This is a genomic window from Terriglobus sp. 2YAB30_2 (assembly GCF_052114765.1).
GTDB lineage: Bacteria > Acidobacteriota > Terriglobia > Terriglobales > Acidobacteriaceae > Terriglobus.
The window spans coordinates 264886-286350 of sequence record NZ_JBFRFJ010000005.1 but is presented as its reverse complement, the minus strand read 5'-3'; the positions used below and the strand labels follow the sequence as shown (position 1 = coordinate 286350).

Genomic DNA, 21465 nt, shown 5'->3' with positions numbered 1-21465 from the left:
TCCTGCCTTCATCCGAAGCGGGCAGGCTCGCCGTCGTGCCGGCCTACTCCGCCCAGCCGTTTACCGTCTCCTTGAAGACGCGGCCGCGGTGTTCGTAACTCTGGAACTGGTCGAAGCTCGCACATGCAGGCGCCAACAAGACGACTTCTCCTGGTTGGGCAGCTTCCTTTGCCTGCGCGAGTGCGTTTTCCAAAGTTCCCGCTGAAACTATGTTGACTACTTTGTTAAGGTGCGACTCGATCTTTTCCGCGGCTGAACCAATGGTGTAAACAGCGACAGCCCGGTCTTTCAGCAGGGGCACGAGCGCGCGGTAGTCCGAATCCTTGTCCTTGCCTCCGAGAATCAGGTGGATTCCCTTCGGAAACGACTCCAGCGCCTTCACCGTCGCATCCACATTGGTGGCCTTCGAGTCGTTGTAGTAGTCCACACCGTTCACCTTGCGCACGAACTCCAGGCGGTGTTCTACCGCCTTGAAGCTGGCTACACCCGCACGGACCTGTTCTTTGGAGACGCCCGCAAGCCTGGCTGCAGTAATGGCTGCGAGGACGTTCTCAATATTGTGCGCGCCCTTGAGGGGGATCTCGCTGGTCGGCATGATTGGCTCCGGCCGATGGCCTTCCTTCTGTTTGAAGTAGATGCCGTCGCCGTGGACAAACGCTCCCTGCTTGATCTGACGCGAGGGCGAGAACCAATAAATACCAGCCTTGGTGTGCGATGCAGTCAACTGCGTGGGCACATCTTCGGCGTTCAATACAAGGAAGTCCGAGGGATCCTGCGCGATGGTGATGCGGTACTTTGCCGCGGCGTAGGCCTCAAAAGTGCCATGACGGTCCAGATGGTCGGGCGTGATGTTCAGGACCACGGCGATCTTCGGATGGAAACGGGTCACCGTCTCCAACTGGAAGCTCGAGACTTCCAACACCACCCAGTGCTTATGGGTGGAGACGCGGCGAAGGTTCAAGACCGGAGTTCCGATATTGCCGCCCACCAGAGTCGGCAGACCGGCGGTCTTCAGAATGTGACCGATCAGCGAAGTGGTCGTCGTCTTCCCATTCGACCCGGTAATGGCGATGATCTGCCCCTTCAGGAAGTACGAGGCAAGCTCTACCTCTCCAATCACCGGCACGCCGGCAGCCATGGCGTATGCGATCTCTTCCGTGTTCAACGGGACTCCGGGTGAAACCACCAGCAGATCCTGCCGCCGGAAGGTCAGCACACCGTGCCCCCCCGTCTCGACCGCGATCCCCGCCTCCAACAGCGCCGGCAGTTCCGCTGACAAAGCCGAAGCCGACCGGGAGTCCGAGACGGTTACAAGTGCTCCCTGCTCTTTCAAAAAGTGAGCGGCAGCCAGGCCTGACTTCCCAAGACCAACAACGAGGACACGTTTATTCTTCAGCTCGATCATCGTTTCTACTTAAATTCGCCGTTCTTGTTTGTCATCCCGCAATGAGCAAATATCCGCTCTTGGTGCGGTCTGTCAGGAGATTGCAATCAAGGCTACCACCTCACCTAGCCCTGGGTATCAAGACAAAAGGGACATCCGGCCTCCTCATTTGCCGGCCGCCAAAAGAATGGACGATGAACTACCGTCCCGGAGAGCACACTATCTTAATTTCAGGGTCGTAAGAGCGAACAGAGCAAAGACCAGGGCTGCAATCCAGAACCGGACAATTACCTTGCTCTCGCTCCACCCCAGCAGCTCGAAGTGGTGGTGCAATGGAGCCATTTTGAAGATACGTTTTCCGTTACGCAGTTTATAACTGCCCACCTGCAGCATCACGCTCAGCGCCTCCAGAATGAAGACACCGCCGATAAAGGGCAGCAGCAACTCCTGCTTGATAAGCACGGCGACCGTCCCGATGGCCCCGCCCAGCGCCAAGGAACCCACGTCCCCCATAAAGACCTCGGCCGGGTGCGCGTTGTACCAAAGAAATCCAATGGACGCGCCCACCATCGACCCGCAGAAGATACTCAGCTCTCCGGCCAGCGGCATGCGTGAGAGCTCCAGGTAGTCCGAAAACACCGCATGACCGCTGACATACGTCAGCACCGTCAGCGCTCCGGCAGCAATAATCGTGCACCCGATCGCCAGGCCGTCCAGGCCGTCCGTCAGGTTTACCGCGTTGGAGCTGAAGGTGAGCACCAGCATGACAAAGATCACGAACGGAGCAAATCCCAGCCACCACAATGAATGGTTGTGCATCAAGGCTCCGATGATCAGGTCGGGCCTCCAGCGCTTGATGAACGGAACTACCAGCCGGGTGGAGTAGAAACCCTTATGCTGCAGCACACACAGCGCCAGTGCGACTCCCAGGCTGACCAGCAACTGCAGCGCAAACTTCTGCTTCGAGGTCAGGCCAAGGTTCCGCTTATGGACGACCTTGATGTAGTCGTCCGCAAATCCGATCGCCGCAAAAAAAAACGTCGAAAGAATGGTAATCCAGACCAGCGGATTCGACAGATCGCTCCACAGCAGTGTCGGCACCAGAATGGAGATGCAGATCAACACGCCTCCCATCGTCGGCGTGCCCTTCTTCTTCTGGTGACTCTGCGGCCCCTCTTCGCGGATGTACTGGCCGATCTGGAACTCGCGCAGCCGCTCAATCACATAGGGGCCGATAATCAGCCCGATCAATAGAGCGGTCAGGGAGGCAAAGACGGTCCGGAACGTAAGATAACGGAAGATCCGGAACAGCCGGAAATATGGAAATAACTTCTGATAGAGCAGCCAGTAAAGCATGTGCGCCTAGAGCAGTTCTCCTAAAGGTGTAGAGCGAAGCGTTTGCAGTTTGCGCCGTTTTCCTTCGAAGAAAACGGCATTCGCAGATTTCTCCAACACCACAGTATTAGGAGAATTGCTCTAGTGTATCCCCGCCAATGCACGTTCCAGACGTACCCCGCGTGATGCCTTCAACAGCACAGCGTCACCGGCTCGCAGATTGGCCTGCAGCCACTGGCCTGCCTCCTCCGGCGTAGCCACAAAGATCGCGTCGGCACTCTCTGCCCTTGCCCCGGCAACCAGGTGCTCTGCCAGACCACGCACTCCAATCACATGCCGGATCCCGAGCTGCGCCATCGTCCGTCCACTGGCCTCATGCAGAGCCGGCCCTTCCGGGCCCAACTCCAGCATCTCGCCGGCGATCACGATATGCCGCCCCGCCTTTACCGCCAGCAGCGCTTCCACCATCGCGTCCAGAGCCCGCGGGTTGGAGTTGTAGCAGTCGTTGATCAATGTCGCTCCACGCCAGTGCAAAACCTCGCCGCGCTTGTCCGAAGGCTGCAGCTCGCCTAGCCCTTCCACGCATTCCGCCAAGCTCATGCCGCACTGCAGTCCGGCGGCGATGCCGGCAAGTGCGTTGTAGACATTGTGGCGTCCCAAAAGCGCCAGCTTTGCCTCAGCACGCTCTCCCCCGGCGACCAACGTGAAAGTCATGCCCTCCGCACCGGCTTCGTGTACATTCTCTGCCCGTACCGTCGCTGTTTCGCCCAGGCCATAAAAGACAGCGCGACTGCCCATTCCTTTACCGAAGGTGCTGACGTACTCGTCGTCGGCGTTCAGAATAGCGATGCCATCGGTGGGCAAGGCCTCCACCAGCTCGTACTTGGCGCGGGCAATGCCGGCGATTCCATCCGGGAAGTATTCCAGGTGCACCGGAGCGACATTCGACACCACGGCCCAGTCGGGCTCAGCGATCTTCGCCAGCAGGGTGATCTCACCGGCATGATTCATGCCCATCTCAAGGACGGCAATCTCATGCTCCGGCTCCAGGCGCAACACCTGCAGCGGCACACCGAAGTTGTTGTTCAGATTGCCGGCAGACTTCAATACCGTGAACTTCGCTCCCAGAACGGCAGCCACAGCTTCCTTGGTTGTGGTCTTGCCTGCTGACCCGGTAATGCCGATCACACGTTTGCCCCAGTGCCTCCGCACAGCGGTTGCGAGCTTCTGCATCGCCGCCAACACACAGTCCTCGCCTTCGGGCACGCGAAGCAGCTTACCTTCATCGACGGTCGCGGGAACGATCCAGTGCATGCTCACCACGGCAGCTACAGCGCCATCCTTCAACGCCGTCTCTACGAAGTCGTGACCATCCAGCCGTTCCCCCTTGACCGCAAAAAATAGATCACCGGCGGCGATGGTGCGCGAGTCGATCGAGTAGCCATAGGCCACGGCATCGTCATCGAAGTCGCCTTCGGCATGAATCCAATCCGCAATCTGGCCGAGCGTCAGCTTCATGCCATCTCCTTCAAGACGCGTACGGCCACCTCGGCGTCATCGAACGGAATCGTGCGGTCGGCCAGTACCTGGGTCTTCTCGTGTCCTTTGCCTGCCAGCAGCACAATGTCACCCGGCTTCGCTGCCGCCAGTGCCCGGCGAATGGCCTGCTCGCGGTCAGCCTCGACGATGCAGTCCGTTCCTGTCTCCTCCACACCACGCAGCGCCTGCTCGATGATGATGCCGGGATCTTCCGAACGTGGATTATCACTGGTCAACACCACCAGGTCGCTTCCCCGGCCTGCGGCACGCCCCATCTTCGGCCGTTTCGTACGATCGCGATCACCGCCGCAGCCGAAGAGTGTGATCACGCGATGCTCTTTCCCCGCGAGTTCCCGAGCCAGCCTGATCAGGTTCAACAGCGCATCGTCGGTGTGTGCATAGTCCACTGCCACCGTGATGTCTCGATCGTTCGGGACTGTCTGGAAGCGGCCTGGAACGAACGGAAGCTCCGCGACGCCCGCGGCAATCTGTTCCAGCGAAACACCGCGTGCATACGCCGCAGCCGACGCCGCCAGCGTATTCAAGACATTCACACGTCCGGTCAGACTCGTCCGCAACAGAATCTCTCCCGCAGGCGACTTCAGCACAAAGCGCGTCTCGCCGGCGCGCAATATAACCTCTTCTGCACGCCACTCGCCCTTCGTCATGCCGTAGGTGGCCACGACCGTCCCTTCACGTAGCGCAAACTTCTCCAGGCGATGACCGTACTCGTCCTCTGCGTTAATAACGGCAACCCGCGGAGGCGGCGACCCCACGCCCGCAAACAGGCGTTGCTTGGCGGCGAAGTACTTCTCCATCGTGCCGTGATAGTCCAGATGGTCCTGCGTCAAGTTGGTAAAGATGGCCACATCCACCGGCATGCCCCACACGCGCTCCTGATCGAGCGCGTGGGAGCTCATCTCCATCACCGTCTCGCTCGCTCCCGCTTGGATGCCCTCGGCAAACAGCGCCAACAGATCGCGCGCTTCGGGAGTGGTATGAGGAGACTCACGTACCTCGCCTGCCAGGTGCACTTCGATCGTGCCGACAAGAATGCTCTTGCGCGCCGTAGCCTGCAGCATCGCCTCTACCAGGAAGGTGGTCGTCGTCTTTCCGTTCGTTCCGGTAACGGCCGTAAGCTTCAACTTCTGCTCGGGATGCCCGAAGAAGTTGGCGCTTGCCGTTGCCAGAGCGCGACGTCCATGCTCCATCAATCCGATGCAGAGATGTGGCCAACGCGACAGCGCATTGGTGAAGCTCTCCCTTGAATCGGTAAGAACTCCACCTGCGCCTTTATCCATGGCCTGGCGGATGAACTTATTGCCGTCGGTTGTGCCGCCTCGCATCGCCACAAACAGCGAACCTTCACGCACACGGCGCGAGTCGTATTCGACACCCGTAATCTCGCACGAGCCATGCGTCTGCTCGTCGAGCTCGATACCTGCAACTACTTCGGAAAAAAGCATATAGAGAGACTTAGAAATAAGGATCTTTGACTGAGAAATATGGGTCTTTGACTGCGAAAATGAAAGTCTTTAAAGGGACGCCTAGCGCAGGAAGCGCACAACCACCTGCGTGCCCACAGGAACCATGGTACCTGCCGACGGCACCTGCTCCCTCGCCAGACCGCTGCCGACCGGCTGTACACGTAGTCCTACCGAGTTCGCCTGCTGCACGACCTGGCGTAGCGCGGCTCCATTGAACGCCGGCACCGCCACCCGCTTTGTCGCGTCGACAATCACGCCGCCATCTTCCTTACGCTGTGCCAGCGGAGCAACCTTTGGCGCGGTCAGGGGCTTGTTATCCGCCGCGTCGGCCATGGTGTTCGCTCCTCCATTGGCACGGAAGGCTGCCAGCACCTTCTCCGGGAGCAGATTCAGCACAGACCTCTTCGCCGGCTGTGACGCCGCGGGCTCAGGCTCGGGTTTGGCCGGACCGGCGTTGGCTGTCCCTTTCAGCGGATCGTCGTCCGGTAGCGCATTGGCCTCGGCAAACATCGCATTCAGATCGGCATTACTGTCCTCGGGATGATCGTCGTGCTCGACCTTTGCCAGCTTTATCTCGTCAGCATGCTTCTTGGGGTTGAAGGGCTGATCGTGCGGTATGCCCAGGTACTCCAGCACCTGCTGCGCCACTTCGGCGAAGACCGGCGCGGAGACCGAGCCACCGTAGTAAGAAGGCCCCGCTGTAGGCGTATCGATCACTACCGCAACCGCGATCGCCGGCGTACTCACGGGAGCAATGCCGGCAAAGCTGGCAACGTGCTTGGTCTTGGAATAGGTGTGCGTTGCTGCATCGATCTTCTGCGCCGTTCCCGTCTTGCCACCGCTGGAATATCCGTTTAATGCCGCGAGTGTTCCAGTTCCATTCACCACGATGGACTGCATCATACTGCGCATCTTCGCAGCGGTCAGTTCAGTGATCACGCGGTGCGACCCATCCGGCAGATTCTTCGGAAGTTCGTTCTGCGGACGGAATGGGGTTGCTTTTAGCTCAGCATCGCCCTTCATCTTCTCCGTCTCGGAGAGAATGATGTGCGGCGGCAGATACATGCCGCCGTTGGCAATCGTGGAGACCATCGTCACCAACTGGATCGGCGTTACGCCGACCTCCTGACCGATGGCCAGCGACCCGATCGATGCCGGATCCCACTTCCGGACCGGGCGCAGCAGGCCGCGGGTCTCGCTCGGCAGCTCGATACCGGAGCGATCGCCGAAACCGAAGCCGCGCATGTATTTGTAGAAGCGCTCATTACCGAGCTTCATGGCGAGCTTCACTGCCGCGACATCGCTGGATTTCTCCAGGGCACGCTGCACCGTAACCACGCCCATGCCGCGATCGGAGATGTCGTCGTGAATCGTTCGGCCAAAGATCGTAATCGCACCGCCCTGGCAGTCCACCAGGTCTTCCGGCTTTACGTTGGCGCCATCGAGCGCCGAGGCATACGTCACCAGCTTGAAGGTCGAGCCAGGCTCATAAACATCGCTCACTGCCAGGTTCGACAGCGCCTTCGGATCGAGATGCCGCGTTTCATTCGGATTGAAGCGCGGTGACACCGCAAGTGCGAGAATCTGCCCTGAGCGTGGATCCTGCACGACAACAACACCATGCAGCGCCTTGGTCTTCTCCACCTGTTCGTCCAGGGCTCGCTCGGCGATGTGCTGAATGTTGGCGTCGATGCTCAGCACCAGGTTTTCGCCCGGCAGCGGCTCCTGCTCAATGCTGCCCAGCACCTTGCGGCGGGCATCGAGCGCGGTGCGCACCTTCCCCGGTGTGCCGTGCATATCTTCCTCAAACTCACGCTCCAGACCGCCCAGACCGACATCCTCGGCCCCGACATAACCCAGCACCTGCGAGGCCAGATCGTTGTTCGGGTAGAAACGCTTGAACTCCTTCTGGAAGTAGACCCCTTTGAGGTTAAGGTCCTTAACCCGCTCCGCGATCTCGGGCGTCACACGATGCGCGACCCAAGCAAAGTTGTGCGAGGCAGTAAAACGCCCCAGGATGCTCTGTTCGGAGGTAAAGCGATCATCCGGATCGTCGTGCACCACATGCGCCAGCAGACTGGCGGCATCGGCAGCGTTGCTGCCCAGCTCCTTGGGGACGGCGTAGATCGAATCGACGGAGACAGTCATTGCCAGCTCACGCAGATTGCGGTCATACAGCAGACCACGTCGCGGAGCCACAGTCACACTGCGTTCCTGCTGACTCGCCGCCTTCTCTACATAGTGTGAATGGCGGATGATCTGCAGCCAGACCAGACGGCCCGAGATGACTATTGTCCAGAAAAGAAAGAACGCCGCCACGTAGACGAACCGGACACGCTTGATCGGTGCGGTTAGCGTCTGACGTGGGGGCGCCACAGTATGCATCTACTTCAACCTCAGCATCCAGAGAAACAACAGAACGACAAACTATTAATGCGTGGCAACCTGCGCCACGACCGGAGCGTTCGGATCGTTCACACCATCCGGACGAACCACCTGACCAGGGAGCGGAGCTGACAGGCCAAGCTGCGCGGCCATCGTGTGGATCCGCTCAGGATCGGTCAACTGGGCCTCCTGCAGACGGAGCTGGCGATTCTGCTCCTGCATCTGCTGAACCTGCTGCTTGGCAGCCTCGATCCGGTAACCCGCTTCAATCGCGCTGAAGTGCTGCCAAACGTACACCATCACCAGCACGAACAACACCGCACAGGCAGAACCGAAGGTACGCATCTCACGCTTGCGGACCGGATCATCGGCCTTCACGATGCGCGAGTTGTCGAGGTACTTGTGGAAGAGAACCTCGGGTGTCGGTCCGCGGCGTGCCGCGCGCTGCGTCTCATAGACACGGCGATTCCGCTCGGCCGGCGACTCGGTGCGGCACTTCCGCCGTCCCATTCCATCAATTGTCTGCGCCACGCTTGCCATTGCCGTGCTCCCTTCTCACTTCTTCTCCGCTACCCGCAGCTTGGCGCTGCGTGCCCGCGGATTGCGTTCCATCTCGTCCTCAGTCGCCGTTACCGGCTTCTTCGTCAAAACCTCGTACTCGCCTGTCCGCGATCGCTCGCGAAAGTCGTCTTTTACTAACCGGTCCTCCAGCGAGTGAAAACTGATCACCGCCAGCCGGCCACCGGGCTTCAGAAGAGATGGCGCGCTTCCAAGCAGCGACCGGATCTCCCCCAGCTCGTCATTCACGTAAATCCGGAGCGCCTGAAAGGTCTTGGTCGCGGGATGAATCTTCTCGCCTTTCATTGCTGGGGCCGCGGCCGCTACCACTCGGGCTAACTCCCCCGTCGTCGTAATCGGCCGGGCCCTGACAATGGCTCTGGCGATTCTCCGCGAACTCCTTTCCTCTCCGAATTCGTAAATCAGGTCGGCGAGCTCGTTTTCGTCGATCTGATTTACCACCTGTTCGGCACTCACCCCTACCTTGGGGTTCATCCGCATATCAAGCGGACCGTCGTGCCTGAAACTGAATCCTCTGTGCGGTGTGTCCAACTGCAGACTGCTTACGCCAAAGTCCGCCAGGATGCCATCGAGCGTTCCAGGCGCAACCACCTGGTCCGCCTCGCTGAAAGCCCGTGCATGAAACTCGACCTTCGGCATCGTCGCCTTCAGCTCTGCCGCCAGATGCTCCAGCCGCTCCTTCGCCAACTTCATGGCGTCCGGATCGCGGTCGAAACAATGCAGCGTTCCATGTGGCCCCAGGCGGCGAGCGATTCCGCTCGTATGCCCGGCGAGTCCAAGCGTTGCGTCAGCGTAGTTTCCGCCGCGCCGCACATTCAGGAAGTTCAAAACCTCTTCAAAAAGAACCGGCACATGAAGCGATGCAATCATTCATCCCCCATGTGGCTCCCTTGGGAGCTCAAACCGTTACAGACCCAGGTCAGCCAGTGCAGCCTGGTCGTCCATCGTGAGTGGCTGGCTCTCAAGCTCAGCCTTGAAGGCATCGTGGTTCACCAGCTCCAGGTAGGTCTGCGATCCCAGAACCACCACCTCGCCCTTCACACTTGCTGCCTGCCGCAGAATGGCCGGAATCAGAACTCGTCCCTGCTCGTCCATCTGCGCCATCTGGCCGTAATAGTTCGTTACGTCCAGAAACTTCTTCTTGTGGGGGTTCATGGAGGGGATCTGCGCCAGCCTCTCCTCGATCTTTTCCCACTCCTTCAGCGGATAAATCTCAGCCCGCTTGCCGTCCTTGCTGGTGATGTAGAACTGGTCGCCATACACATCCTTGCAACGGCGCATGAACTCGGCAGGGAGCTTGAGCCTGCCCTTTTCGTCAACACGCGCTGGATGATTTCCGCGAAACATCGTTCCTCACTGCCAGCAAGAACCCAAGAACTAATCAGGAGCCCAAGTTGGTTACGGTGCGAATCTTGCTGTTCGCATCCGTTCCGGGGTTAGAATCATGCCATCTGAGCAATCTTCAACCCTTTTGTTCCACTTCTTACCACTTCGACCCACAGAATCTCCCATAAGTTGCCCTAATACAAGTCCCTAAATTGCGGAAAACATTGGCAGTTCCAGAATGGGCTGTGGAAAACTCACGCTGTGGGGGTAACCAAAGGGTATACCCCTACCCATAGTGTTTAGAAGATTGGTGCGGAAGGGTAGCGCGGCTGAGGAAATCCGTGGTAAGCGAAAATTAGGCGAAAGTGGACCGGAACCGCGTCAATCCTGCTGTTTCCGCCGCCGCATCCGCGACAGAGTCCATAGCAAATAGGCCACAATGAGCAGGTTCGCTATGAGGATCCCCAGCCTCCAGATGTTGGGGTGACGTGCCAGCTCATAGATCTCCCAGGGTAGAAAGACCAGGCTGGCAATCACTGTCAGATACTCTGCCCAAACCTTCTCCCGCACCAGGCCCACGCCCTCTACCAGCTTCAGCGCGCCGTAAGCAAAAGCGGAAGCGCCAATCTGTTTCAGGCGGTGATTGTCGATCAGGTCGATCTTGTCGAAGGCGAGTGAGACCAGCCGGCCATCTTCGTTCAGGTGGAGATAGCGCACCAGGTTTGTGAGCTCGTCATTGAGATCCTTATTGAGCAGATGAAGCACGCCCAGACCGACGGCTACGGAAAGTGCCGCTTCCAACACCTTCAGGATGCCGATGGCCAGCAGACCAGAGTCATGGTGTTTTGCTACAGGATGGGACTGCGTGCCGTTCATACGCGCGAGGAGGCCTGACTTCCAGCTTCGAGGCAAGACTACCGGACTGTCAAACCCACGCGAGAGAACAGACGATAAATACGCACGCGTCCTCATGCACCGGTTATCGGCCATTTCTAGAGAAACCTTTACGCACGACAACCAGTTCTGGATTGTGCAGAGCGCAAATATGCCTTTCATCCCGCGCAAGCCAACCGAGGGGCAACACCAATCTGGCACGTTCTCTTCCTTCGTCCTTTGCATGAACACGCCATCAAGGCCGTTCGAGGAAAGGACACCCCATGAAGACATTTCTGACAGCTTGTTTTGCCACGGTGCTCGCCGGACTCACACTCTCCACGCAGGGGCAGATGAAGAATCCCGATGTCGGTGGAGCTGCGATGTATCCCGCAAAGACCATCGTCGAGAACGCGGTCAACTCTCCGATTCACAAGACGCTGGTCGCCGCGGTCAAAGCCGCGGGACTGGTCGACACACTCAACAGCGCTGGGCCCTTCACTGTCTTCGCTCCTACAGATGATGCCTTCGCCAAACTTCCTGCCGGCACAGTGGAAAATCTTGTGAAGCCCGAGAACAAAGACATGTTGGTCAAGATCCTGACCTATCACGTCGTCCCTGGAAAGATCACTGCGAAAGAACTGACCGCATGGATCAAGAAGAACGGCGGGAAGTATTCCATGAAGACCGTTCAAGGAGAAACCCTGACCGCATGGATGAACAATGGCAAGGTGATGCTGACCGATGAAAAGGGAGGCATGGCCACGGTGACCACAGCAGACGTCTTTCAGAAGAACGGTGTGATCCACGTCATCGACACGGTTGTGATGCCAAACTAGGGCGTGCCACGGCAGATGGAGCCTGGTCGTGAGGGCGACCAGCTCCACCTGCGTGTTGCCCGAAGCACCGTGTGTGTTTTGCTTCGGACCCTTCGGGGCGCACCTGCGATGTTCCGAGGCAAGGCAGGCGCGCCCATCCTGAACACTTCCTACAGCTCAGCCCACTGCCGCAGCAGGTTGTGATACACGCCCGTCAATTGCACCGTTGAAGGGTGCTCAGGATGATCAACAGCCAGTCTCTGGATTGAGGTATCGAGATCGAAGAGCAACGTACGTTGCCCATCCTGGCGCACCATACTCTGCAGCCAGAAGAACGAGCTAACACGAGCTCCACGAGTCACCGGTGTGACATGATGCAGACTCGTCGACGGATACAGGATCATCGAGCCTGCAGGCAGCTTCACGCTCTGCACGCCATACACATCTTCGATTCTGAGCTCGCCTCCGTCATACTCTGAGGGCTCAGTAAGAAAGAGCGTGCACGAGAGATCGGTACGAATACGGAATCCCGTATTTCCAATCGGACGCACAGCCGTATCGACATGCGTGCCGAAATGACCGCCGCCCGCATACCGGTTGAACATCGGTGGAAAGACTCTCAGCGGCAGGGCTGCTGAAAGAAACAGCGGATTGGAACCCAACGCGTTGAGAACGATCTCCCCTAGCTGCTGTGCAACGGGGTGCGTCTCCGTGAGCTGCTGATTGTCCTTTACCGTCTGGGCCTGATAGCCGGCGGTTGCTTTTCCATCCGACCAATCGGCGGCATCAAGAATGGAGCGCATCTGACGTACCTGCTCCGGGGTAAGAACATCAGGAATCGTAACTAACATCGGTTTGTGTTACTCCTTGCTGAATAAGCGCAGGACCCGGCATCCGCGAGCCCTGCACTCCGGGTTAGAAGCGCGCGTTGAAACCAAACTGCGCGTTGAAGCCTTCTCCTGGAATCAGGTGATTCGGATGGGGCTGATCGATATAGAACTTGTTGCCAAGGTTGTTGAGATTTGCCTGGAAATCGAGGCGATCGCTGAGCGGCTTGCGTATCATCGCCGAGAAGATCCAGTAATCAGGAATGCCTTTGTAATCCAGACGAACGTTATTCACGTTGGTGGCCGCGGTCGTGTCATAGACCGCAATCAGGGCGCCAGTGCTGGCGCGGCGTGCTGCTGTGTAGTTGGTGCCAAAGCCGCCGACGAAGCCCCATCCGATATCGTGCGTCACCCACAGGTTGCCGGTGTTCTTCGGGACGTTGGCGAATGGCATACCTACCGGATTGATATAGAAAGGCGCCGAACGCGACAACGCGAGACTCGCTGCATCTCCCTGCGCGGCAATCGCCGCGGCCTGGGTTGCAAACGGTGACGCATTCAGTGCCGTAGCTGTGACACGTCCGGACAGGTAGGCATAACCCGCGAGGATGTCGAAATGCTGTGGCAGATGTCCCAGCACGCCGAACTGCACACCCTGGATACGCTGGTTTCCGACATTACGCACCTGGGTGGTGTCGAACGGATCTGTCTCATATACATTCGACTTCGTCGTGCGGAAGTAAGCTCCGTTGACGTTGAGGCGATCGCGCATGAAGGCCCACTTCGCACCGGCTTCGTAGGTCTCATTCTCCTGCGGCGCCTGCGTTGCGTTATTGGCGCTGAGGCTCAGGCTTTCTGCGGAAGGATTGAAGCTTGTACCCCAATCGAAATACACGCTGCCGTTCGGACGGGGCTTCGCCACCACAGCAGCACGATAAGTCGGCTTGTCGTCCGCCCGCCATGGAAACACACCATTAGTGGCCTGGTCAGACTGCGTCTCAAAGTGATCGAAGCGCACACCGCCGGAGAGCATCAGCCACTGCGTAAGCTTCAACGTGTCGTTCAAGCCGACGCCATAGCTCCATGAAGTAACGTGTGTCCGGCCCGGAGGTGTGGAATAGGTTGCGGCATACACATCCTGCGTCGGATTCAGCGCATTCGTCGTGCTTACCGTTCGAGCAGTACGCTGGGGCATCGAACGCTCACGACCACCTTCGGCCATAATCACGGCGTCATTCTCAATATGACCGAGCGAGAAGTGGCCGACAGCACTGGTCTGATTCCAGATGACGTCTTCCGTACTGTTGACCGGGATCTGCGCACGGGTGACCTGCACATTGCTCAAAGAAGTCGTTACCGGATAACAGGGAGTCGTATTGGTCGGAGCGCAGGTTGCGTTATACCCGGTAATCTTCCCTGTGGAGTCTTTGATCGCAGTCAGCGTTCCCGCCGTCAGGATCTGAGGCTCGGTGATCACCACATTGCGTGGGTAGTTGCCCCAGCGGGTAATGTTGCGCAGCGTTGCCCGCGTGCCGATGTCATGTTCCACCTTCGCAGTGACGACATCGGGATTCGTCCGCAGGAAGTTGTCATTGGCGAAGCCGTAGTAGTTCTTGCGATTCACCTGCGCCACACGCGGTCCGAAGTAAGGCAGGCCGTAATCCGGAGTGGAGTTTTCGGCTTCGTGCAGATAATTAAGGCTGAAGCGCGTCGGCGAATTCAGACCGAAGATAAGCGATGGAGCAATGCCGAAACGACGTGTCTCCGCATAATCGCGCTGCGCGACCTTGCTCTGCGTTCCAACCACATTCATACGGAAGGCCGCGCCGTTAAGGGTGTCATTCAAAGGCACATTGATATCGCCCGCAACACGGCGCATGAGGTTCGTACCGAGCTGTAGTGATCCACGGGCAAACTGATCCGCCTGCGGCTGCTTTGTCTCCTGGTTGATGACGCCACCGGTCGATCCACGGCCGAACTGCACGCTTGCCGGTCCCTGCAGCACCGCCACCTGATCGTAGTCGAAGGCATCGCGGTAGTAGCTCCCGAAGTCGCGAATGCCGTCGAGGAACATGTCGTTACGCGCGGAGAAGCCGCGGATCGTCAGGTTGTCGCCCTGTGCTCCAGCCTCTCCGGCTGCGATCGAGATACCCGGCGAGTTACGCAGCGTGTCACGCAACGTGGTGACCTGCTGCTCCTGCATGATGTACTGCGGAATCACGTTGACGGTTTGCGCGGTATCCAGCAATGGCTGAGTGAACTGCGTCAGCGCGACGGTCGTCGACTGCGTGGTTACATCCACCTGCTCGGAATTCTGCACGCCGATCTCAAAGGTGGAGTCGCCCACCACCTTCACGCCCAGGCCGGTCTCTCCCAGTAACGCACGCAGAGCCTGCTCGGCGGACATCATGCCGCTAATGCCCTTGGTGCGGAAGCCGGCCACCGTCTCGGCGGGAACCTTCAGGGTCACTTTGCTGCCGCTCTGTGACTCGAAGCTCCGCAGCGCCTCATCCATCTGCCCGGCTGGGATATTGAACTTCACCACGCCCTGCGAGATGGGCGCGTGATGCGAATGATCATGCCCATGACCTTCTTGGGCGACCGCTCCCTCGCCGGCGCCATACGCCGCAAGGGTTACTGCCACCACCTTCGCACTACGCTTCTGCCAAAGCTTCCAACGATTCAAAGGCCTCTTCATGCCAATCCTCCAGGGTTTAGGTCAGCGCGGAGGCCCTCACCTGCACACGCTTCCACTCTTGTCTTCCGCCCCGAAGCAGCCCCTCAACCGTTCGCGGCACACCTTCTCCCTTCAGAAGCTTTCTGAAGGAGATCAGCGACTTTTTCAGTCCGATATAGGCAGCATATCGCAATTGGCGACCTTTCAAGTCCTAATTGAGAAATATTTCCGACTGTTTCGGTCGGTAATCGTTCGAGTACTCTGAAAGCCGTGCCGGCCACATTTCATACCGAGCAGTGGGTCCCCTACCCGGTCGAGCTGGTCTTCGCTTTTTTTGCGAATCCATACAATCTGCCGCTGCTGATGCCGAAGTTCTTCAAGGTCCGGATCGAGGAAGCCGCGCTGGCTCCGCCACCTTCACGACCGGTAGCGCCAGACCCCGCCCTGCGCCTGAAGAGCATCGCCGCGGGTGCAGGAAGCCGCTTTACGGTGTCAGCCTGCCTGGTTCCGCTGCCGCTGATCAACTTCCGTGTCCCCTGGGAGGTCGAGATCACTGAGTTCGCGTGGAACCATCACTTCACAGACGTTCAGCTTCGCGGTCCCTTCCGTTACTGGCGGCACACGCACAGCGTCAGCGAAGAGACCCGCGCCAATGAAGCGGGAGTTCCGATTCACGGCACCCGGGTCACTGACGACATCGAGTTCACTCCCCCTATGGCCGTCGCCTCGTCCGCCATGATTAGGCGGCAACTGGCCTCCAACTTCCGGACCCGTCAGAAGAAACTGGATTCGATCCTGCCGAAGCTGGTAGCCAGCCTCAACCGGCGTTAGGACTTGCGATTCCCGGCGATACCCGGCACCCTAAACCTATGTGGCCCAAGCTTCTTCTCCAATTGACGGAACACCTTCCCAAGCTCCTCCGGCTGATCCCCTTGCTTGAGTCGCTGGTCGCTTCTCGTCTGGCTGCACCCGCCGCCGCGCCCGCTGAACTCGACCTCACTCCGCTCAACGAGGCCACGGAATCACTCAAAGCCGAACTTGGCCAGGTTGCCCGTTCTCACGTCTCGCTCAGCAAGCAGATCTTTGAGACACACCAAGACCTGAATCAGCGGATCGAGCATCTCTCCGCCGAACTCCGTTCCCACCAGGAAGCCAGCAGCCGCCAGATCGATCAGTTGGAGCATCAGCTGCACAGCTTCCAGAGCTGGTTCTGGATCCTGCTTGCGCTGCTGCTCGCCGCCATCGCCCTGATGATTGCCCTGCTTGTCGTCAAGTGAGATGATCGAGCCCTTCAATTGGGGTCGACTGAATGGAGGTTCGATTGAGGCGAGTTCTCCTTGGCGTTTTCCTGCTATCGTCAGCCTCGCTGATCGGGACTCAGCCCTCTCCACAGAGCCTGCTCGCTGCCGAACGAGATGCATTCGTCACTGCTTATTCAAGACCCTGGCATCGCATCGTTCACTTCATTCTTTTTCCCGGAGATAAGAAGAAAGAGATCGCCGGCACGGTAGAAGATACCGTCTATTCTCCGTTTCACCAGAAACGCACCTACAGCTCCGCCAAGGAATCGTTTTCGATCTATACGCTTCCGGAAGGAACATTTACGGATCGCAAGAACGCGATCCTTCCTGGAATGCTTCGCTTCGGCTTACAAGGTATGTCCCCTCAACTTGTGCCGCAGCTCCTAGCTAAGGACCGCATTCTCGCTATTGCGGCTCTCCCTGACACTCACTTCAGCTGCTACCAGATCGACAGGCGGGACGATTCCGGATTCATCGCATTCAGCAGCAGAAGCGTTCCCTCATTCTGCTTCGATCAAAATGGAATACTGCGCGCTGTGACACTGGAACACATCATGACCGCGGTTAATGCCCAGCTACTACTCAATCAGAAATATGTTCCCTCTCGTGTCCTGATCGCGACTGAGGGGAGTTCCCTCGTCTCGCTTGAGACCGTCTTGCTGGAATCACTTCCCGAAAACGGAACCATCCGGAAGCCTTCGGAAGCGATCTATCCGGGGGAGCGATCTGAGATCAGCCCATGCGATTCCGGAGGAACCGAAATAACCGCATCTGCTTCCAGTTCGCTCGGCACACGCGGTGTGCTGCTGGATGTTCATATCAATGAACAGGGGAAGGCCGACCGCACGTCCGTTATCGCTTCCGCCTCTGGCTTATTTGAGGGAGAGGCACAGGATGAGATCCGGAAAAAAACATACGCTCCATGCGTAATCTCCGGAAAAGCTACAGACTATGGCCTGACGGCGCTCTGGTGGGCAAGAGACCGCTTTCGGTTCCGAAAAGGACCGTTTTCCCGCTTCTAAGTAGATAACCATTCCACCAACCATGGCGCACCGGGGCTATGATGTTCGGCATGATGCGGACGCTGATCTTCGCTCTCTGCGGAATCGCGGTCACGGGGGCCCTGGCGGAACAACCATGGAAGCCCGCCGACATGCTGCGGGCACAGCGTCTCGAAGTCCGTGAGGCCTATCGGCAGCCCTGGCATCGCATTGTCAGCTTCCAGCTCTACGACCAACAGGGACACTCGACCCAGGCCGGAACGGTCGAAGACTTCTATAGCTCCCCTGGCAGCCAGCGCCGGGTATTTACCTCCACAAAGCAGCACTTCACGACCTACACGACCGCCGAGGGAGCTTTCGTCGACGTCCGCAATATCTCTCTTTCACCAGCACTTCTGCTCGCCCTCGCCGGACTTGGAGAGACTGGGGTCCCCGATGTGCTTCCGCGTGACCGCTTCCTGAGCGAACATGCTCCCGGTCATGGCACCCTGGCCTGCTTCGGCACTCAACGAACGGATGAGTCCGGTATGTATGCGGTCTCTCTGGTTGACGCGCCCACAACCTGCTTCCAGGCCACCAGCGGAGAACTGCGAGCTGTAAAGCGCAACGGCATCGTGACTGCAATCCTCGACTGGAATACGCTCCGCGAACATCGCGTCCCCGGCCGCATTACTGTGTTCGGCGAAGAGGGAAAGATTGCCGAGCTGACGGTCACCCTGCTTGAACCCCTCGATCATCCCCTGGACGCCCCACCCTCTGACAGTCACCTGCATCCGGCCCATGGCGCTGAGCTAGCCGCGTGCGACCAGGGAGGATACAGCCCCGTTGGCCTGCCGCAGTCTCACACTCCCCGGCTACAGGCGTATGTTCACGTCGACCGCAATGGTAAACCGGACAACATCCGTGTCCTATCGCGGGCCGACACCCTCACCCAGGGCTATGTCGCTGAGGAGATGAAGCACCGTACGTATCCACCGTGCCTCGTGGATGGTCGGGTAACGGACTTCTCTTTCATCACCAGCGTCTACCGGCCAGAGATGAACCAGGTCTCCACTGCCGGCTTCCTCTCCGGATGGAACGCGTATCTGGGCCCGGGAGCGAACGACTCCTCAAACTCGCTCTCAAATCTCGCCATCGCAGGCTGGTAGAACTCTGAACCGGTCCACCTTGCCCCGGCACCACCCCTCATTTAAGCTCGTAGATATGTACGAGGACTTTCACGCCCGCGACCGGTTTACCGGGGAAGACCTGCACTGCACCTGGAAGGGCACGGTCGTCGCCATCGCAACGCGTCATGCCGACGCCACCGATATCCGTTTCGCTGTGAACGGCCGCCCCGTGTGGATCGCCATGCCGAATGAGGCGTRGGTGCAGCAGAAGGCCAAGAACGGTCACATCATTACGGACTATCTGGCGGCGCAGGCTGCGGGATATTACCTGAAGTCCATCATCGAGACCGGCTACGACAATGGCCGCGAGATGTACACCATGTCCATCGACGAGGTGTTGCAGCACGTTGACCAGGTGGTCCGCGAAGCCGGACATACCTCCAAGCTGCCGCAGCTCCCGCTCGTGAATAGCGACTCGCACCCGGCCGAACTCGACTTTGCCCTTCCGGGCGAGCCTCATAAGATCCCGCTCTCCGAGTAGATTTTCATTCGTCCTTAAGCTTCCTGCGGCACGCTGGAGCCATGCTGCTTCGCCGCTCGCTCCTGTGTGCCGCCCTCATGGGCGCTTCATCCCTTCTCTGCCAAGCGCAGGAGGGTCTGCGTGATACAACGCTGCTCATCATCCGGCATGCGGAGAAGCCTGTCGTGGGCGACCGCCTGACTCCTGCCGGCGAGGCTCGCGCGCAACGGTATGCGGCCTACTTCGCCCCCTTTGTCGATCCCAATGGCCAGAATCTCTCTATCGACACGATCTTCGCCGCCACCGACAGCAAAAACAGTTTGCGCCCGCGTTTGACCGTGGAGCCGCTCAGCACCGCCATTGGCAAGCCCATCGACACGCACTTCGTCGAGAAGAAGAACGATGATTTCGTCACCGAGCTCCAGAAGGAATCGCACGGCAAAGTCATTCTCGTCTCCTGGAGGCACGGCGGTATCCCCGGACTGCTCACTAAACTCGGGGCGGATTCCACACGGCTGCTCGGCGGCGAGCACTGGCCGGACGATGTCTTCAACTGGGTCATCGAGCTCCACTACGGTCACGACGGGAAGCTTGCTTCGCAACAACTGATTCACGAGCCCTTTTGAGAGCGTTATGGTCTAAACTTAGAAATTACGTGCCCGTTCCGGGCACGGCACCTCTACCGAGACCTAAGGAACATCACGTTGGACAGCCAGACCCGCCACTCCCTGAAGCAGCCAGACGCCTACGTCGCCGCAACCGAGCACGGCCTGAAGTGGGCCCAGCAGAATCGCAGCGCTGTGATTCGCTATATCGTTGGTATTCTTGCCGTTCTGCTCGTCGTTATTGGCGGCCTGGTGATCTACAACGTGCGTTCCAACTCCGCCAATGCCGCCTTCGGCGAGGCCATGGGGGTCTACCAGTCGGACATCGCCGAACCCGGTGTTCCGCCGCAGCAGGGAGTCAAGACCTTCCCATCGGCACAGGAGCGCGCTAAGGCTGCCCATGAGAAGTTCCAGCAGGTGGCTGACAGCTACGGCATGACCTCCAGCGGCAAGCTCGCCCTCTACTTCGCCGGCCTGACTGCCATCGAAGCGAACCAGACCTCCACGGCGCAGGCCACCCTGGAAAAGGTTGCCGGCTCCTGGAACAGCGACCTCGCCTCACTGGCGAAGCTTTCCCTGGCCAGCCTGTATCGCCAGAATGGACAGGACCAGAAGGCAATCGACATCTACAACCAGCTCATCGCCAAGCCGAATCACTCGGTTCCGGCCGCAACCGCCCAACTGCAGCTCGCCTCCCTCTACGAATCCAAGGGCCAGCAGGCCGAGGCTCGCAAGATCTACGCACAGCTCAAGGACAAGGAAGCCAAGACTGCTGCCGGCTCGATCGCCGATCAGCGTCTGAATCCGGGCGCGCGTCAGTAGAGCATTTTCCCTGTAGGTGTACTGTAGGGCTTCCGCATCTATGGGCGTTTTCCGCAATGAAAACGCCGCTGCACACCCTTCCGGGATACCCAGCAACAGGGAAAACGCTCTAAATCCCATTTCAGTACCGGGCCGGAAATCCAGAATTCTTAGGAAGGTTTAATTGGATTTCCGGCGCCGGCACGGCGCAATATACCCCCAAGTACTTCGGAAACGCTGTCGTTCTTGTGGCATTTCACCTGCCCTGCATTCCACCGAAGCAGGAGATACCTATGCGCCGTATCCTGGTTGTTGATGATGAGCATCTCGTAGCCGACACTCTGCGAATTATTTTTCGGGAAAATGGCTTCGATGCACGCGCTGTTTATACAGCGGAAGATGGCTTGTCCACAGCACGTGACTTTCACCCTAACCTCCTTCTCTGCGATGTGAATATGCCCGGAGAGGACGGTGTCGCCCTGGCCACACGCCTGACGGAAGAGCAGCCGGACTGCCGTGTCCTGCTCTTTACGGGCTACTACTCCCTGATGAAGAGTCTGATGGACCGCTCGAGAGAGCAGCCGCAGCCGTGGTCCGTCCTGACCAAACCACTTCATCCAACCGATCTGCTTCGCGAAGCCAACGAAATGTTGGCCTAGCCCTGAACCAATGACCTCCGTTGGCCGCATGCTGATCGCCGCCGGCTGCCTGTTAATTCTCGCTGGTCTTATTTTCCTGATTGCCGGGAAGTTTTCGCTCCCCCTGGGCCGTCTTCCCGGCGATCTGAGCTTTCGCGGACGTAACTGGCAGGTTTTCATCCCTTTAGGGACCAGCATCGTTATCAGCATTGTCCTCTCGCTGGTTCTCTATCTCCTCAGCCACCTCCGGAGATAACCTA

The 21465-nt window shown here is 58.6% G+C and carries 21 protein-coding genes; 10 read left to right on the top strand and 11 right to left on the bottom strand.

The features are described from left to right. Positions 1-43: 43 nt before the first annotated feature. The 9 genes from murD to AB4Y89_RS10505 form a co-directional block, all read right to left on the bottom strand. Complete coding sequence (murD, locus tag AB4Y89_RS10545) at positions 44-1402, bottom strand: UDP-N-acetylmuramoyl-L-alanine--D-glutamate ligase (protein WP_442300937.1); 1359 nt, start codon at positions 1400-1402, stop codon at positions 44-46. Positions 1403-1603: 201 nt separating this feature from the next. Further along, a complete protein-coding gene (gene mraY / locus AB4Y89_RS10540) occupies positions 1604-2740 on the bottom strand; it encodes a phospho-N-acetylmuramoyl-pentapeptide-transferase (protein WP_442300885.1) in 1137 nt (378 codons plus the stop codon). A gap of 120 nt (positions 2741-2860) precedes the next feature. Continuing rightward, positions 2861-4237 (bottom strand): UDP-N-acetylmuramoyl-tripeptide--D-alanyl-D-alanine ligase, encoded by a 1377-nt coding sequence (locus AB4Y89_RS10535; RefSeq protein ID WP_442300884.1) that lies wholly within the window; start codon positions 4235-4237, stop codon positions 2861-2863. Then, positions 4234-5724: a UDP-N-acetylmuramoyl-L-alanyl-D-glutamate--2,6-diaminopimelate ligase gene (locus AB4Y89_RS10530; RefSeq protein ID WP_442300883.1), complete on the bottom strand. Its 1491-nt coding sequence runs from the start codon at positions 5722-5724 to the stop codon at positions 4234-4236. Before AB4Y89_RS10530 ends, AB4Y89_RS10535 begins: the two co-directional genes overlap by 4 nt. An 81-nt stretch (positions 5725-5805) precedes the next feature. Next, positions 5806-8130, bottom strand: coding sequence for a penicillin-binding transpeptidase domain-containing protein (locus AB4Y89_RS10525; RefSeq protein WP_442300882.1), 2325 nt, complete (start codon positions 8128-8130; stop codon positions 5806-5808). Positions 8131-8175: 45 nt separating this feature from the next. After that, entirely contained in the window at positions 8176-8670 is a 495-nt protein-coding gene (locus AB4Y89_RS10520; protein WP_442300881.1) for a cell division protein FtsL, read from the bottom strand. Positions 8671-8685: 15 nt separating this feature from the next. Then, a complete protein-coding gene (rsmH, locus tag AB4Y89_RS10515; protein ID WP_442300880.1) occupies positions 8686-9579 on the bottom strand; it encodes a 16S rRNA (cytosine(1402)-N(4))-methyltransferase RsmH in 894 nt (297 codons plus the stop codon). A gap of 36 nt (positions 9580-9615) precedes the next feature. Continuing rightward, entirely contained in the window at positions 9616-10056 is a 441-nt protein-coding gene (locus AB4Y89_RS10510; RefSeq protein WP_147647281.1) for a division/cell wall cluster transcriptional repressor MraZ, read from the bottom strand. 360 nt (positions 10057-10416) lie between these two features. Continuing rightward, entirely contained in the window at positions 10417-10911 is a 495-nt protein-coding gene (locus tag AB4Y89_RS10505; RefSeq protein WP_442300879.1) for a DUF2127 domain-containing protein, read from the bottom strand. A gap of 281 nt (positions 10912-11192) precedes the next feature. Between AB4Y89_RS10505 and AB4Y89_RS10500 the strand changes: the two genes are divergently transcribed. Further along, positions 11193-11747 carry a fasciclin domain-containing protein gene (locus AB4Y89_RS10500; protein WP_442300878.1) on the top strand — a complete coding sequence of 185 codons (555 nt, stop codon included), beginning with the start codon at positions 11193-11195 and terminating at the stop codon, positions 11745-11747. Between the two features lie 149 nt (positions 11748-11896). Here the strand turns inward: AB4Y89_RS10500 and AB4Y89_RS10495 are convergent, their stop codons facing one another. Beyond that, complete coding sequence (locus AB4Y89_RS10495) at positions 11897-12577, bottom strand: Fe2+-dependent dioxygenase (protein ID WP_442300877.1); 681 nt, start codon at positions 12575-12577, stop codon at positions 11897-11899. Positions 12578-12641: 64 nt separating this feature from the next. Beyond that, positions 12642-15251, bottom strand: coding sequence for a TonB-dependent receptor domain-containing protein (locus tag AB4Y89_RS10490; RefSeq protein WP_442300876.1), 2610 nt, complete (start codon positions 15249-15251; stop codon positions 12642-12644). 249 nt (positions 15252-15500) lie between these two features. Between AB4Y89_RS10490 and AB4Y89_RS10485 the strand changes: the two genes are divergently transcribed. The 9 genes from AB4Y89_RS10485 to AB4Y89_RS10445 all read left to right on the top strand — a co-directional run bounded on the left by AB4Y89_RS10485 (position 15501) and on the right by AB4Y89_RS10445 (position 21461). After that, positions 15501-16061, top strand: coding sequence for an SRPBCC family protein (locus tag AB4Y89_RS10485; RefSeq protein WP_442300875.1), 561 nt, complete (start codon positions 15501-15503; stop codon positions 16059-16061). Between the two features lie 38 nt (positions 16062-16099). Continuing rightward, the gene (locus tag AB4Y89_RS10480) at positions 16100-16507 is read left to right on the top strand and encodes a hypothetical protein (RefSeq protein ID WP_442300874.1); all 408 of its coding nucleotides are present in this window, start codon (positions 16100-16102) and stop codon (positions 16505-16507) included. A 44-nt stretch (positions 16508-16551) separates the two neighbouring features. Then, positions 16552-17553, top strand: a complete 1002-nt coding sequence (locus tag AB4Y89_RS10475; RefSeq protein WP_442300873.1) for a hypothetical protein — start codon at positions 16552-16554, stop codon at positions 17551-17553. A 50-nt stretch (positions 17554-17603) separates the two neighbouring features. Beyond that, entirely contained in the window at positions 17604-18680 is a 1077-nt protein-coding gene (locus AB4Y89_RS10470) for a hypothetical protein (protein WP_442300872.1), read from the top strand. Positions 18681-18735: 55 nt separating this feature from the next. Beyond that, on the top strand, positions 18736-19182 hold the full coding sequence (locus AB4Y89_RS10465; RefSeq protein ID WP_442300871.1) for a hypothetical protein: 447 nt from the start codon (positions 18736-18738) through the stop codon (positions 19180-19182). A 41-nt stretch (positions 19183-19223) separates the two neighbouring features. After that, positions 19224-19787: a hypothetical protein gene (locus AB4Y89_RS10460; protein WP_442300870.1), complete on the top strand. Its 564-nt coding sequence runs from the start codon at positions 19224-19226 to the stop codon at positions 19785-19787. Positions 19788-19865: 78 nt separating this feature from the next. Then, positions 19866-20588, top strand: coding sequence for a tetratricopeptide repeat protein (locus AB4Y89_RS10455; RefSeq protein ID WP_442300869.1), 723 nt, complete (start codon positions 19866-19868; stop codon positions 20586-20588). Between the two features lie 272 nt (positions 20589-20860). Further along, on the top strand, positions 20861-21226 hold the full coding sequence (locus AB4Y89_RS10450) for a response regulator (protein WP_442300868.1): 366 nt from the start codon (positions 20861-20863) through the stop codon (positions 21224-21226). A 28-nt stretch (positions 21227-21254) separates the two neighbouring features. Then, positions 21255-21461, top strand: a complete 207-nt coding sequence (locus AB4Y89_RS10445; RefSeq protein WP_442300867.1) for a DUF2905 domain-containing protein — start codon at positions 21255-21257, stop codon at positions 21459-21461. Positions 21462-21465: the final 4 nt, after the last annotated feature.